Annotated in this window: 14 protein-coding genes; 6 read left to right on the top strand and 8 right to left on the bottom strand. The window is 57.4% G+C overall.

Annotation, left to right across the window (positions count from 1 at the left end):
- Window positions 1-63: 63 nt before the first annotated feature.
- Window positions 64-387, bottom strand: coding sequence for an SET domain-containing protein (locus T9A_RS00655; protein ID WP_035244240.1), 324 nt, complete (start codon window positions 385-387; stop codon window positions 64-66).
- 89 nt (window positions 388-476) lie between these two features.
- Here T9A_RS00655 and T9A_RS17325 point away from each other — a divergent pair, with 89 nt between their 5' ends.
- The 3 genes from T9A_RS17325 to T9A_RS00640 are packed head-to-tail and all read left to right on the top strand — an operon-like array spanning window position 477 to window position 4,352.
- Complete coding sequence (locus tag T9A_RS17325) at window positions 477-1,895, top strand: haloalkane dehalogenase (protein WP_052042402.1); 1,419 nt, start codon at window positions 477-479, stop codon at window positions 1,893-1,895.
- Window positions 1,892-3,553: an ABC1 kinase family protein gene (locus tag T9A_RS00645; RefSeq protein WP_035244239.1), complete on the top strand. Its 1,662-nt coding sequence runs from the start codon at window positions 1,892-1,894 to the stop codon at window positions 3,551-3,553. The genes T9A_RS17325 and T9A_RS00645 overlap by 4 nt, the downstream gene beginning before the upstream one ends.
- 7 nt (window positions 3,554-3,560) lie before the next feature.
- Window positions 3,561-4,352 carry a M48 family metallopeptidase gene (locus tag T9A_RS00640; RefSeq protein ID WP_035244237.1) on the top strand — a complete coding sequence of 264 codons (792 nt, stop codon included), beginning with the start codon at window positions 3,561-3,563 and terminating at the stop codon, window positions 4,350-4,352.
- Window positions 4,353-4,465: 113 nt separating this feature from the next.
- Here T9A_RS00640 and nfuA read toward each other — a convergent pair whose 3' ends face one another.
- Window positions 4,466-5,065, bottom strand: coding sequence for a Fe-S biogenesis protein NfuA (gene nfuA / locus T9A_RS00635; RefSeq protein ID WP_035244235.1), 600 nt, complete (start codon window positions 5,063-5,065; stop codon window positions 4,466-4,468).
- A gap of 409 nt (window positions 5,066-5,474) precedes the next feature.
- Here nfuA and T9A_RS00630 point away from each other — a divergent pair, with 409 nt between their 5' ends.
- The 3 genes from T9A_RS00630 (at window position 5,475) to T9A_RS00620 (ending at window position 8,020) form a co-directional block, all read left to right on the top strand.
- Window positions 5,475-5,708 carry a DUF2970 domain-containing protein gene (locus tag T9A_RS00630; protein WP_035244233.1) on the top strand — a complete coding sequence of 78 codons (234 nt, stop codon included), beginning with the start codon at window positions 5,475-5,477 and terminating at the stop codon, window positions 5,706-5,708.
- A 181-nt stretch (window positions 5,709-5,889) separates the two neighbouring features.
- The gene (locus tag T9A_RS00625) at window positions 5,890-7,536 is read left to right on the top strand and encodes a nitrite/sulfite reductase (protein ID WP_035244231.1); all 1,647 of its coding nucleotides are present in this window, start codon (window positions 5,890-5,892) and stop codon (window positions 7,534-7,536) included.
- A complete protein-coding gene (locus tag T9A_RS00620; RefSeq protein ID WP_035244229.1) occupies window positions 7,529-8,020 on the top strand; it encodes a DUF934 domain-containing protein in 492 nt (163 codons plus the stop codon). Before T9A_RS00625 ends, T9A_RS00620 begins: the two co-directional genes overlap by 8 nt.
- Window positions 8,021-8,062: 42 nt before the next feature.
- On the opposite strand, the gene T9A_RS00615 is transcribed toward T9A_RS00620, so the two are convergent.
- The 6 genes from T9A_RS00615 to T9A_RS00590 form a co-directional block, all read right to left on the bottom strand.
- Window positions 8,063-9,019 (bottom strand): zinc transporter ZntB, encoded by a 957-nt coding sequence (locus T9A_RS00615; RefSeq protein ID WP_035244228.1) that lies wholly within the window; start codon window positions 9,017-9,019, stop codon window positions 8,063-8,065.
- Between the two features lie 139 nt (window positions 9,020-9,158).
- A complete protein-coding gene (locus tag T9A_RS00610) occupies window positions 9,159-10,148 on the bottom strand; it encodes a YhdH/YhfP family quinone oxidoreductase (protein WP_035244226.1) in 990 nt (329 codons plus the stop codon).
- Window positions 10,149-10,333: 185 nt separating this feature from the next.
- Window positions 10,334-11,386 carry a protease SohB gene (sohB, locus tag T9A_RS00605; protein WP_198030595.1) on the bottom strand — a complete coding sequence of 351 codons (1,053 nt, stop codon included), beginning with the start codon at window positions 11,384-11,386 and terminating at the stop codon, window positions 10,334-10,336.
- A 147-nt stretch (window positions 11,387-11,533) separates the two neighbouring features.
- On the bottom strand, window positions 11,534-12,181 hold the full coding sequence (locus tag T9A_RS00600; RefSeq protein ID WP_035244225.1) for a hypothetical protein: 648 nt from the start codon (window positions 12,179-12,181) through the stop codon (window positions 11,534-11,536).
- A 12-nt stretch (window positions 12,182-12,193) separates the two neighbouring features.
- Window positions 12,194-13,000, bottom strand: a complete 807-nt coding sequence (gene nudC, locus T9A_RS00595; protein WP_232221940.1) for an NAD(+) diphosphatase — start codon at window positions 12,998-13,000, stop codon at window positions 12,194-12,196.
- Window positions 13,000-14,679, bottom strand: coding sequence for a FimL-related protein (locus tag T9A_RS00590; protein ID WP_035244223.1), 1,680 nt, complete (start codon window positions 14,677-14,679; stop codon window positions 13,000-13,002). The genes nudC and T9A_RS00590 overlap by 1 nt, the downstream gene beginning before the upstream one ends.
- Window positions 14,680-15,026 lie beyond the last annotated feature (347 nt).

The raw sequence follows: 15,026 nt of genomic DNA, 5'->3' as shown, positions 1-15,026 counted from the left end.
GCCCGGAAACCGCGATAAATATCATCGCGAGCAGGTTCGCCATGCAAGCATAGCTCCTACAGGTTATTCCCAATCATCGCCGTAGTCGTGCAGCAGCTCTTCCCCGGCCTTGATGGACTTCAGGGCCACCACGGTCAGGTCGTCATAGTAAGCCACGTTGGGTTTCTTGCCGTGGTTGATGAAGCGCAGATCACAGAGCACCCGGTAGCGCTCTTTGCCCTCGTCATCCAGCGATAACACATAGGGGCCATCTTTTTTGGCAACCTTGGTTTTACACAAACCCAGCTCGGTATCTTTCTTGATTCGCTGGGTGGCAAACAGGCCACGACCATGGACGGCGCTATGGCGCACTTCCACTAGATCGTCACGGAGATAGGGTTTTGACATTTTTTCGCACTTTACGTTACTGACACAGCCATGGCATCTTGCCAGAAAAGCGGTAACAGTTGAAAAATTCGATGCAAGGGATGCATGTCATGGGTTTTGCGGATTTTCCGTTTGAGTCACGTTACGTCACGCTGAATGGCCACCGCCTGCACTATATTGATGAAGGTGAAGGACCGGTACTGCTGTTCATCCATGGCAATCCCACCTCCAGTTACCTGTGGCGCAACGTGATCAAGCCGCTTCGGGGCCACTATCGCTGTATCGCTCTGGACCTGATCGGTTTTGGCAACAGCGACCAGCCCGACATCGATTACCGCTTTCTGACCCATTACCGCTATCTGGAAGATTTCGTTGCTACCCTGGGGCTCTCCGACATCACCCTTGTGCTCCACGACTGGGGCGGCCCCCTGGGTTTTCGATTAGCACAGCAACAACCCCGGACCGTCAGCCGTCTGTGTTTTATGGAAACCTTCCCGTTCACCTGTGACTGGGATGAGTTCCCCCTGCCCTTGCGCCCTCTTTTCTTTGCCTTCCGACAAGAACGCCTGGGCCGGTTTCTGATTATCAACCGCAATCTGTTTGTCAGGATGGTGCTGCCTTTCGGTGTTATTCGTCATCTTCCCCGCAGCGTCAGGCGCATCTACCAGAAGCCGTTTCGTCAGCGGGCGTCCCGCTACCCGGTATATGTCTGGCCCAACCAACTACCGATCAATGACCGCCAGGATGAAGCCTGGAAGGCCATTGAGGAGATTGAAAAGGGACTGGGCAGCATGCCCCAGCCCATGCTGCTACTGAGGTTTCGCCCCGGGGCCGTGCTCGGCCCGGCGCGCATTCGCTGGTTGCTGGATCAGATCCCCAATCTGGATATTTCCGATTGCGGTCGCGGGCTGCACTATGTGCAGGAAGATAACCCTGAGGCGATCGCTGATGCGATCGAACACTGGCTGCATCCATTGACAGGAACCATGGCAGAGGCCGCCCCCCCCGCCAGTCCGCACCTGCATGAATCCGACGATTATGCAGAGCCACTGACCTGGTACTATGGCGAAAGCTGCTATGGCCATGCTCTGGTCGCCGAGTCCGCTCACGGCCTGATCCACTTCGATTTCTGCAACAACAAGGATGACGCGCTGGGCAGACTGAAGCAGCGCTTTCCCGCCGCTAACCTCATAGAGCAACCCACCCCGGCACTGCTGGCCACCCTGGACCACCCCGATTCCGCGCCGAGCCCGCTACATCTTTGCGGCACGCCATTCCAGCGACAGGTATGGCAAGCGCTATTACACATTCCCCCCGGCAGCACCCGCTCCTATGGCGAGATTGCCCGGCAAGTTGGCAGCCAGGCCCGGGCCGTAGGCCAGGCAGTGGGCAAGAACCGCCTGGCAGTCCTGGTGCCCTGTCACAGGGTCACCCGTGCCGATGGGGGTCACGGCGGATTCTACTGGGGCACAGCACTGAAACAGCGGTTGCTGGATCAGGAGAGTACGACAAAAGGAAATTCCCCGTGAGCATTCTCCACACCGGCAAAGATCTGTTACGCATGAATGAGCTGGCCACCATTCTGCTCAAATACGGCTTTGCCGACGTGATTCGTCGATTGGGGCTTTCCACTCCGGTGGAACATGCCGGCAAGCTGGTGCGCAGTTCCATGCGCCCGGACATGCTGCGCATGGGTACCGCCGAGCGACTGCGCCATGCCATGGAAGAGATGGGCCCCACTTTCGTCAAACTGGGGCAGGTACTGGCCACCCGGGTGGACCTGTTCCCGCTGGACTGGATTGCCGAGTTCGAGAAGCTCCAGGACCAGGCCACCGCCATCCCCTATGAAGAACTGGTCCCCCATCTCGAAGCGGCCCTGGGCAAATCTCTGGAGTCGGCCTTTGCCCGCATCGATCCCAAACCCATTGGTGTCGCCTCCATCGGTCAGGTGCACAGCGGCCTTACCCGCCGTGGCCAGAAAGTGGTGCTGAAGATCCAGAAACCCGGCATCCGCGCCAAAATCGAATCCGATCTGCGCCTGCTGGACCAGCTCGCCAAGCTGGCGGCGGACAACTCTGTGGAGCTGCGCCGCTACCGTCCCGTGGAACTGGTGCGCGAGTTCAAACGCTCCCTCACCCGGGAGCTGGATTTCACCATCGAAGCGCGCAACGCCGATCGTATTCGCAAGAACCTGCGCTCTCTGAAGTGGCTGACAGTTCCCCGGGTGTATTGGGAGCTGTCATCACAGACCCTGCAGGTGCAGGAGCATATCCAGGGCATTCCCGCCCGCGCCACAGACGAGCTGGATGCAGAAGGCCTCGACCGGGTACTAATCGCCCGGCGCGGTGCCCTGGCCGCCTGGAAGATGGCCCTGGAAGACGGCTTTTTCCACGCCGACCCGCACCCGGGTAACTTCATCATCCAGAGCGGCAACCGCATCGCCATGCTGGATTTCGGTATGGTCGGTAAACTCAGCCATAGCCGCCGCGAGCAGATACTGCAGATCACCCGCTCGGTGGTGCTGCGCGAGGCCGAGCAATGCGCGGCGGTGCTTTCCAACTGGTCCGATGGCCAACCGGTCCGCTTCGATCAGTTAGTGTCTGACGTGGAAGACGTGATCAGCCAGTACCACGGCATCTCCCTGTCACAGCTGGACATTACTGCCCTGCTCACGGATATCACCGCCCTGGTGCGCAACCATAACCTGGTCCTACCCAGTGATATCGCCCTGTTCATCAAGGCGATTATCACGCTGGAAGGGTTCGGGCGTCTGCTCAACCCGGATTTTGATCTGATGACCGAGGCGGAGCCACTACTCAAACGCATGATCCGCACCCGCTACTCCCCGGTGCGGCTGGCCAAGAGCCTGAGCCTGCGTGCACTGGACGTGGTGGACAAGGTTTATGCGCCGCCCCACGCCGGCAATTTGCCGTCGCAACAGGAGGGCAGCATTGATCCACGCCACCTTGAAAGGCTGGTAGCCAGACTGGAACGCGGCCAGTATCGACAGGTCCAAGCGTTATTGGTGTCAGCCGGTTTTATAGGCGGTTCACTGATGCTGGCCGGCCGTGTGCCTCCTGCACCATGGGAAATTTCCCTGTTTGGCCTTATCATCTTCCTCGGAAGCGCTGGCTGGGCAAGCTGGCTTATGTTTGTGTCCCGCCGTTTTCTGCGGGAATGGGAGTAACAGAATAATGAAATTTCGACGTCTGATTATGATTTCCGCCCTCACTGCCGGGCTTGTGGCCTGTGCCACCTCGCCATTGGGCCGCAATCAGTTCCTGCTGATGCCCGCCGGTGAGATGGACCAAATGGGCGCCACCGCCTATGCACAAATGAAAGAAGAGAAACCACAGAGCAAAGATAGCCATGAAGTGAACTATGTCCTTTGCGTGAGCAATGCCATTACCAACACCGTGGGTGGCAACCAGCAATGGGAAGTCACCGTGTTCCAGGAAGACAGCGCCAACGCCTTTGCCTTGCCCGGAGGAAAGATCGGTGTCCACACCGGCCTGTTGAATGTGGCCAAGAACCAGAGCCAGCTTGCCGCCGTGATCGGCCATGAGATCGGACATGTGCAAGCCCAGCACTCCAACGAACGGATGTCCCTGCAGTATGCCACCCAGGGCGGCATGCAGCTTCTGGGCGCCCTGGCTGGCCAGGACAGCGCGGCCAAACAGGGCATCATGGCCGCACTGGGGGTGGGCGCAGAGTATGGTGTTGCCCTGCCCTTCAGTCGCAAGCACGAAGCGGAAGCCGATATCATTGGCCTGCAGCTGATGGCTCAGGCCGGTTTCGATCCCCGCGAAAGCGTCAATCTGTGGCAGAACATGGCAGCGGCCAATGGCGGTAACGAGCCGCCGGAATTCATGTCCACTCACCCCTCCAATTCCACCCGCATTAACGGACTGCGCGCGCGCATACCGGAAGTGATGCCGCTGTATCAGCAAGCTCAGGCGGCGGGACGCAAGCCGCAGTGCGGGTGAGGGGGAAGCTACGAGCTGCTAGCCACTAGCTTCTAGTAAACGCGAAGACCTTAAACAAGAAAACGCAGCCTAAGGCTGCGTTTTCTTTTCTAGAAGCTAGTAGCTCGAAGCTGTTAGCTGTAGTAAGCGTTGTCCGTGACGGTGTGGTCGGTCTTGTCGCGCACACCGGTCAGGTCCGGCACGCGTTCTTTGAGGGTTTTCTCTACGCCATCACGCAGGGTCACATCGACCACGGAGCAACCCTGGCAGCCGCCACCGAATTCCAGCACGGCCACGTTATCTTCCGTCAGCTCCAGCAATTGAACGCTGCCGCCATGGGCCGCCAGGTTGGGGTTGATTTCGGCATACAAGACGTAATTGATTTTCTCTTCGATGCTGGCGTCTTCGCTGATATCGGGCACCCGGGATTTCGGGGCGCGGAAAGTGAGCTGACCTCCCATGCTGTCTTTCTTGTAGTCGATCACCGCATCTTCCAGGTAGCGCACGCTCTTGCCTTCTACCCAGGCGTGAAAGCCCTCGTAGTCGTAGCGAACGTCGCTGTCTTCCTGTTCGCCATCCGGGCAATAGGCCATGCAGCACTCCGCATGGGGGGTACCGGGACGCTCTACAAAAATGCGCACGCCGATATCGCCCTGCTGATCCTGCTTGCCCAACAGGTCACGCAAGTAATCCTGGGCGGTTTCGGTAATATCGATCAACTGCTCTGCCATCATGATTCCTGTTCGGGATGAATGGCCACCTGGCAGGCTGCTGAAAAACCCCTTGCATGCTCAGCGTAGCCTGAAGCGCGCAGCAGATATGCGCTTCAGGCGACGCCCTTCGGGGCTTTCAGGCTGGCCCGTACTCGTTGTTGCAATTTCTCGATGGGTGGACACACACCTTCAAAATTGCGCCTAGATTACCAGCCAGCCTGAAAGCCTGAGCAGGCAAAGGGTTTTTCACCAGCCTGCTGGGGGTGGTAATGCTTTCCTGACTATTTTAGTCAGGTATTCCACAGTTGCAATGGTGCCGTGGTGAAGTGAATTCAACCCCGGCCTTCTCCGCTGTTACCCGGCGCTCGGCAAGCGTACAATAGCAGACGTAATTTATCGTTCAGCCAATCGCCAAAACGCAGGATTTTCCATGTCCGAGCAGCATCACACCCCCTCCGATCAGGGCAAAAAACCGACGTTAATCCAGACCATCAGCAGCATTCTGGCCGCTTTATTCGGGGTCCAGAGCTCGAAAAACCGCGAGCGGGACTTCACCAAAGGCGATGCCGGCAACTATATCGGTGTCTATGTAGTGTTGGTTCTGGCACTGATCATCGGCATGATCGTTACCGTGAATATGGTACTGGACGCCGTCGCGAAATAAGCCCGCTTAGATGAGCATTCGTTATAGCGATATGCCAAGATATTTCTTTTCACTATAAGGGCGCTTTGTTAGAGTGCCGCTCTCCCTCCCCCGAGGGCGACGCTTACCTGTTGAATTCTAACCCGAATCTATGATTTGACATGGATTTAGGTTCAAGCATAAAGGACGGTGAATCGGTCCCATGTACGTCTATCAGGAACATGACCAGCGACTGCTGGAAGAGCGGGTTGCGCAGTATCGCGACCAGACCCGCCGTTATCTGGCTGGAGAACTGAGCGAAGACGAGTTTCTCGTCCTGCGTCTCCAGAACGGCCTCTATATTCAACGTTATGCGCCGATGCTGCGCATTTCCGTTCCTTATGGCTTACTGGCGAGTCGTCAGCTGCGCCGTCTGGCTCATATTGTGCGCACCTATGACAAGGGCTTCTGCCACGTCAGCACCCGCCAGAATATTCAGCTGAACTGGCCTTCCGTGGAAGAAGTGCCGGATATTCTTGCCGAGCTGGCTGACGTGCAGATGCACGCCATTCAGACCAGCGGCAACTGTATCCGTAACATCACCACCGATGAATTCGCTGGTGTGAATCCGGACGAAATTGAAGATCCGCGTCCCTGGTGTGAAATCATTCGCCAGTGGTCCACCTTCAACCCGGAATTCGCCTACCTGCCGCGTAAATTCAAGATTGCCGTGAATGCCGTCCCCGATGCGGACCCGGCCCTGATCGGCGTCCACGATATAGGCGTACAGCTGGTTCACGATGCCAACGGCGAGACCGGCTTCCAGGTATGGGCCGGTGGCGGCCTGGGCCGCACCCCCATGACAGGTTCCGTGATTGGCGAGTTTGTCCCATGGCAAGACCTGTTGCCCTACCTGGAGTCCATCCTGCGGGTGTACAACAAGTACGGTAACCGCGACAACAAGTACAAGGCCCGTATCAAGATTCTGGTCAAGGCTCTGGGTGCCGACAAGTACCGCGAGCTGGTGGAACAGGAATTCGCCGAGCTGAAAGACGGCCCGATGACCCTGACCCGGGAAGAAGTAGAACGTATTCAGTCCTGCTTCAGCGCCCCGGACTACCAAACCGTGGACAGCGCCGCCCTGAACGCCAAACTGGCCGAAGACAAGGCGTTCAGCCGTTGGTATCACACCAATACCCGCGCCCACAAACAGGCCGGTTACCGCGCTGTTACCCTGACCCTGAAGAAAACTGGTCGGGTACCGGGCGATATCAGCGATGAGCAGCTGGAAGCCGTTGCCGATCTGGCGGACCAGTACAGCTTCGGTGTGCTGCGCAACAGTCACCAGCAGAACATGGTGCTGGCTGATGTGGCCGCCTCGGATCTCTACGACCTGTGGAAAGCTCTGGACGCTCTCGGTTTCGCCACCCCCAACCTGGGCCTGATCACCGATATCGTGGCCTGCCCCGGTGGCGATCTGTGCGCCCTGGCCAACGCCAAATCCATTCCGGTGGCGGAATCCATCCAGCGCCGCTTCGATAACATGGATTATGTGCATGACCTGGGGCTCATCGACCTGAACATTTCCGGTTGCATGAACGCCTGTGGTCACCACCATATTGGCCACATCGGTATTCTCGGCGTGGACAAGAAAGGCAAGGAGTTCTACCAGGTCACCCTGGGTGGCCGTGGTGACAGAGAGTCACGCGTGGGCGAGAAACTGGGCCCGTCCTTCGAGTCTGATCAGATTACCGATGTGGTTGAAAATATCATCAAGCTCTATGTAGAAAAGCGCCTCGAAAACGAGCCGTTTATCGACACCTACGAGCGCATTGGCATGGACCCGTTCAAGGAGCGCATCTATGGATAAGGTAATCATTGATGGCGCCATCGCGGACAACCTGTGGCAGCGACTGGAAGCAGATGCTCTGGAAAGCGGCGTGCCGGCACAAGGCAAAATCATTGTGCCGCTGGCCTACTGGCAGGAAAATCGCGATGCCCTGATCGACCGTGGTGATGTGGCCGTATGGCTTGCACCGGGCGAAGAGCCCAAGGACCTGGAAGACGATCTGGCCAGCCTGCCGCTGGTGGCGATCCACTTTCCGGCCTTCAAGGACGGTCGCGGTTACTCCTATGCCCGTGAGCTGCGAACCCGCTATGGTTTCAAAGGTGAAGTTCGTGCCACCGGCGATGTGCTGCGTGACCAGCTGTTCTATATGACTCGTTGCGGATTCAATGCCTTTGAAGTCCGCGAAGATCGTAGCATTGAAGACGCACTGCAGGGCCTCAAGGATTTCAGCATTACCTACCAGGGCGATGTGAACGAGCCCAAACCGATCTACCGCCGGGCCTGAACGGCAAACCCCTCAACGGCAGATCCACGACAACGCCGCTGGCTACAACCAGCGGCGTTTTCGCATCCAGATGGCGACGCCAACGGCAATCACCCCCACGCCGGAACAGAACCACCAGAAAGCATGGGGATCCTCCACGCCCGGCAGCCCGCCCACATTGATACCGAACAGGCCGGTCAGAAACCCCAGCGGCAGGAACAATGCGGAAATGATCGCCAGCAGATACATACGATCATTGATCGCTTCGTTCTGCACCGAAAAGACCTCTTCCTGCAACAAGGTCGCATGCTCCCTGGCTGCATCCAGATCTTCCAGCAGACGTTGCAAACGATCCGTGGCTTCTCGGATCAGCATGGTATCCGCCGCCGCAAACAGCGATTCATTCTGTAGCTTGATCAATGCCTCACGCTGGGGCGCAAGATACCGTCGCAGCGTAATCGCTCGCCGGCGTAGCAGGCTCAGTTGTGGCGTCAGGCTGGATGTGGGAGCCTCTTCCAGCTGTAGAGCACAGCCCTCAACTTCCGACTCCAGATTCTCGATCACCTCTTCCATACGCCAGATCAACTGATCGACCAGCTCAGCGACCAAGGCGCTGATGGTCGCCGGTCCCTGCTGGCTGTCCAGCGTCTGTTTCACCGCATCGACACTGAGCAAGGCCCGCTTCTGACTACTCACCAGCCCCGTTGGCCCAACCCACATTCGCAGGGCAATCATGTCTTCCGGTCGTGCACCCGGGTTCAGGTTAACACCGCGCAAATACACCAGTACGCCGCCTGCCACCTCCGAGGCACGGGGGCGGGTTTCCGCTGCGGTAAGCGAATCAATCACCGCCTTCGGTATGGACTGTCGATGCAACCACTGTTCACTTTCTTCGCGGGTGTAGTCCATATGCACCCAATAGGCTGAGGTTTCCGCCAGAGGCTGCTCAGCGGCCAGTTCAGATGCGCCACCCCGGCCATTCAGTTGCAATGCAATTTTCAGCCAATTGCTGTCAGTCATTGTGGCTCATGCCCTTGTTGTCTCGCCTGGATTTCATCGAAATATCCCATGGCCATAGAATGCGTGAGTGACTTTCTTCAGACAAATAAAAAAGCGCGGCCTCGCCGCGCTTTTTTATCAAGATTGAACGTTTCAGCCATCAGGGCAAGCGCACAACCACACGCCCCTGGACGCCGCCCTGGAGAATTTTATCCACCCAGGCGTTAACACCTTGCAGTTCAACCTCATCCGCTTCCAGCAGAGGTAGATCCACGGGCATCCATTCGTCCGCAAGTAACTGCCACATTTGTTGTTTGATCTCGCAGGGCAGCTCAACACTGTCCACGCCCAACAGGTTCACGCCGCGCAGAATAAACGGCAATACGGTCATTTCCAGCTTGGGAGATGCCGCCAACCCACAGCAGGCGGCACAGCCACCATATTTAAGGCTCTTCAATGCCGTGGTCAGCATATCTCCACCGGCACAATCCACCGCCCCGGCCCATTGCTCTTTCAGCATGGGTTTGCCGGCGTTCTCAAGAAAACTGTCGCGGCTGATCACCTCACTGGCGCCCAGCGACTTGAGCCACGGGTGTGATTCCGATTTGCCGCTCACAGCGGTCACGGAAAAGCCCAGCTTGGAGAGAATGGCGACCGTGATACTCCCTACTCCGCCAGTGGCGCCGGTCACCAACACCGGACCCTGATCCGGATTGAGACCGGTATCGAGCAGTGACTCCACGCACAGTGCAGCGGTGAGCCCGGCGGTGCCCAGCACCATGGCATCACGGGGGGCCAACCCTTCAGGCAGCGGAACCAGCCATTCCGCAGGCACCCGGATGTACTGGCTGTAGCCACCATCCGTATTCATGCCAAGGTCATAACCGGTGCAGATCACAGTATCGCCAACGCTGAAGGGGCCGTCTGTGGTTTCCTCCACCACACCCACCGCATCAATACCTGGCGTATGGGGGAACTGGCGGGTAACCCCCTTGTTGCCGGTGGCTGAAAGCGCATCTTTATAGTTCAGAGATGACCAGTGCACACGCACCAACACACCCTCTTCCCCCAGATCAGTCAGTTCGCGTTCTTCCAGTGCGGTTTGGTACCCGTTCTCGGTTTCACGGGTCAGCAGGGCTTGGAAACTCATGATCGAACTCCTTCTGAAGCGGCTAGTTACGAGCGACCAGCTACGAGTCGCGAATCAAGTTGCGACCAAGCAGAAACGCTCTCGCAGCGAAACAACACCTTTGCGACTCTGTGCGCAGCGACAATATTCTGTCGATTGGCACCCTACTTTCCCGCGTCTTGTGGCTCGCAGCTAGTAGCTAGTTTTTAATGAATCTGTCGCTGGCTGCCTCGGTGCCAGAATTTTTCTACGGCGCGGTGCAGGCTGGTTTCCAGGGAGAAACCGAGCCGTTCGCCCAGCTTGCGCTTGGCTTCCCACTGTACCTGATAGAGAGAGTGGGTGCCCTGGCGCAGTTGCAACAGTTCGTCACTGGTCATGATCTCGTCCACCAGGCCCAGTTCCTTGGCCTGGCTACCAAACCAGTGCTCGCCAGTGGCCACTTTATCCAGATCCAGGCCGCGGCGATTGTCGCGAACAAACGATTTGAACAGCTGGTGGGTTTCTTCCAGTTCTTCCTGGAATTTGGCGCGCCCTTTCTCGGTATTCTCGCCCAGCATGGTCATGGTGCGCTTGTATTCACCGGCGGTCATCAGCTCCACGTCGATATCGTTCTTTTTCAACAGACGATGGAAGTTGGGGATCTGGGCAACCACACCAATGGAGCCAATCACCGCGAAAGGCGCCGCCACAATACGGTCAGCAATGCAGGCCATCATGTAACCGCCGCTGGCAGCCACTTCGTCCACAGTCACGGTCAACTTGATGCCGCTATTACGGATGCGGCGCAGCTGGGACGCAGCCAGGCCATAGCTGTGCACCAGACCACCAGGGCTCTGCAAACGCACCAGCACTTCGTCATTCTGGGTGGCTACCTGCAGCACGGCACTGATTTCCCGGCGCAGATGATCCACCGCGCTGGCCTGCACATCGCCATCGAAATCCAGCACGAACAGGCGTGGTTCGACCTTGTCTTCGGTCCCGGCCTTTTTCTTTTGCTTGGCTGCCAGTTTTTCCTGTTTGCGCTTCGCTTTATGGGCTTTCTTGCGCTGTGCCTCGGGCAGGATTTCCGCCTCCAGAGAGTCCTTGAGGTCCTCAAATTCTTCATTGAGGTGGCGGACTCTCAGTTCTCCGTCCTGGCCCGCCTTGTTGCGGCCGCGGGAAGCGGTAGCGGCGATGCCGCCGATCACAAACAAGATTGCTACCACCAGAGTAACGACCTTGGCCAGAAACATGCCATATTCGGATAAAAACGCGATCACTGTTTACCTGCTTGTCCGTAGGATTGGTACCTGCCCGTGGTCGGCAGATGAAAAGGAGTGAGAGGGATTCTACCTAACCGAGCGGCAATGGGGTATGGCGGCCACCACAGGAACGCTGTAATGGCACCTCAAGACCAGCCGACAGCCTCAATCCCAGCCGGAGATGGCTTGCTGGGCACTGCCATTCATGGGGCGAGCCACCAGACCGGTGGCGCCGGCATTCACTTCAAACAGCGCCCCTTCGGCCATGGGCAAATAGGCGGCACTGCCATAACTGGCATCCACCAGCAGACTCCAGCCGTCCCGGGCCATCTTCCAGACATCAATACCCACCGGGTCACGGTGCAGACTGTAGACAGTGCGGTCCCGCGAGCGCTCATCTTCCAGTGCGTAATATCGACCGGAGATGCGGTCCAACTGGTAGCCGGGCTGCAGGCCCAACAGGCTGAAAGGCATTTTCCATTTGATAATCCGGGCATCCAGCTGCCACTGATCCCCTTTCAGACGGAAATCTTCGGTGGTGCCATCGGTGCGGGTAACGGTGGCAATGAAGGATTGCTCACCGGACTGACGAAAGCTGACCGTGGCCACGGACACTTCCTGAGCGTATTCACGGTAGCCGTAGATATTCAGGGCGAACAGGCTCAGATAGATAGCCAGACCCACCATCAGCAGCCCTGCCGTGCCTTTTAGCCATTGCATCAACCATTGCTGGCGCAGCAGCACCCAGGCGCCCAGCAAGACGAAAAGCAGGCTGAAAATAAAAATCACCAGAGGCGCGAGTGTGTAGTTCATTGCTTCTGTCCTTTATTGGAAACGCGCTACCCAATGGTCAATCAGGGTTCGGGCGATACTGCCCGGTGGCGGTATCATTGGCAGTGACCGGTAGTGAAACCAGTCCGCCGCTACTATCTCGTCATCATCAATACAGATTTCCCCGCCGGCGTAGTCTGCGTGGAAGCCCAGCATCAACGAATGCGGAAACGGCCATGACTGGCTGGTGAGATATTCAAGATTCGTCACTTCGATGCCACTTTCTTCCCGCACTTCACGGGCCAGCGCCTGCTCCGCCGACTCCCCTGCCTCCATGAAACCCGCCAAACAGGAATACATCCCTTCCGGGAAACGGGTTGAGCGCCCCAGCAGTGCATGCTCGCCGCGGGTCACCAGGGTAATGATGCAGGGAGTGATTCTCGGGTACTGGAAATAGCCACAGGCCTGACAGGTCATGGCCAGATCCCGATGGTGGGCTTCAGTGAGTGAGCCACAGCGGCTGCAGTAACGGTGGTTCTTTTGCCAACTGAGGAACTGCAAGGCCCGGCTGACCATCGAGAAGCCTGGCTCATCCAGGCCTCCGGAAATCAATTGCCGTAGCGGCACCGGTTGCAGGGAACCATCATCCAGTTCGTGGTTGACCAGTTCACAAACGTAACAGGGCTCGCCGTTCAACAGACCCAGATAAAAGTAATGAGGATGCTGGCGAAGCATATAAGCCGGCATCACCGGCAGCTGCCACTGATCGGCGGCAATCAGGATATTTTGCTCATGGATGACATAACAACGGGCGTGTTCAGCATCCTTGGGTTCGGGGCTGGAGAGATCAATCATGGTCATCAAGCCACTTTGGCCACCGGGTAACCCAGCGCTTTCATACTTTCTTCAGCCACCTCGAGCACACCGTCGCCGATGGGCTTTTGCTCTTCCATACTTTCCAGGTAGTAATCCACGCCGGTGAGGGCGTCGGCCAAGGTTTCCATATTTTCCTTGGTGGGAGTGGTCGGAGCCTCAATGAGCTGATGAACGATGTATTTGTGGCATGACTCAGTCACACCACGGGCCCGCTGCAACTCCAGGAACATCAGGCCGCCGGCAATTGACGCAAAGGTGCCGGGCAGATTGGAAAGATGCATGGCATCCCAGTTGTTATCCATAAAAGAACTGATGGAGCGCTTGGCCAGAGCCAGCCCGGCACGGCACTCCCCGACCACGGTCATGCGAGCATCATCCAGCTGGTAAAGAGAAATACCGCTGTTGTTGCTGCCACGATGGATGTCGTCTTCCGGCGCAATACTGCGCTCCAGATTTGCCGCCACGTTCTCAACCATAAGCAGGTCATCCACCAGCGCATGAAATGCTTCGCTTTCAACGTTCTGGTCAGCACGCCACTCGTTTACCTGCGCGGCACGCTGTTTGATCACTCCTGCCTCATCGTCCTTACCGATCATGGCCAGGGTGCTACCCAGACGGTTGAGGCTGGCGGCCACGGACTGATAATTGGTGTCAGCCACTCCCTGGGAGGCCATATCCAGGCTTTCTTTCAGCTCACTGATTTCATCGCGCATGGCACTGGCAACCGAACGGATCACCGAGCCGCTGGCACCGGTCATCAGTGCCAGTTCGCGCTGCAGGATGGCGTCGGATACATCATTGTTCAGAGCAAACGCCTGCTTCACTTCCGCAACCACACCTGTGTCCAGGGAGGACAGAGACACCAGATAGAGACTTTCCTTGATCATCAACAACGGCGCTTCTTCGCTGAGCGCCTGATCCCCACCATAGACCAGCTTCTTCAATTGTCGGTCGTACTGGGACAACAGCGCCTTACGGGCCGGGGTGATCGCCATGTCATCGGCCACCATGGCCGTGATGACGGCCTGGCCAATCCACAGAAACCGACTCAGACCACAATCACCGGCGGCGCGATCCAGGCGCACCATGGCCCGCCCCATCAGACGGAGGCTTACCGAAGGGTTCAGATCTCGCAATACACCCAGCAGGCCAGTCTGATACATGTGGCGCAGGCGACGGGCCAGTGCCGGCAATTCGGCGCGAGGCAGGTCACTGTCCGGCGCTACCGGGTTACGGGGCCGGGATAGCTCGGCACTAAAAAAATGGCTTTCCTGAATCAGTGCCTTACCACCGGCGCGACGCAGCTCATTAATACCGCCGATCAACAGTGCCGGCAGAGTGCGGTTCTTCAACTGGACATAATCGAAATAGCGGGTGAGCAACACAATGGCATTACTCAATGCCTGTACCCGGGCATCGGACTGCTTTTCACGCAGCTCCCGGGCGGCAAGAGACATCTCTTCACTCATCAGCGCAGCCGCAGGCAGCTCTACCACCTGGCAGATACCCCGCAATTGCTGGAAGTCTTCGGCACAGCGTGCCAGCTCCTCCTGACGGGAGGGGTCGTCGGAAAATGCCTCCAAGCTGTTTTCCGCTTCCGTCAGGGTGGCGTCAATCGCTTCCTTGAGAAAAGTCAGGGAGGTGGTATTCGTTATGGCGACCATGGACTCTCCGCAAGCACCCAACTGTTATTATCATCGGTCCGATCCGTAAAGCCGTACAAAAACCCCCGGATACGCCGCAATTCTCATGATAGAAGTGTCGGCAGGCCATCGAAAGCAAGCCGGGCAGACACCACAGAGACAGCATTGCTGTCATCTCAAGCACGCAGAGCACGTGGTTTACTGTGTCTACCTTGGCGGCAGCCTGCCGTCCAGGCGGCAAGAAAAGGACTTTACTGTTCTTTTCAGCACCGACCGAGAAAGGCGCATCAACTTTTGCACGTCATCAAACAGTGCGTCAACTTTCATTTGTAAGCAACTGATTTATTGGCCATTTGTTAACCTGGCCA

It is taken from the genome of Alcanivorax jadensis T9 (assembly GCF_000756655.1).
Classification (GTDB): domain Bacteria; phylum Pseudomonadota; class Gammaproteobacteria; order Pseudomonadales; family Alcanivoracaceae; genus Alcanivorax; species Alcanivorax jadensis.
The sequence above is the reverse complement of the archived record's forward strand: the minus strand, read 5'-3'. Positions and strand labels throughout refer to the sequence as shown.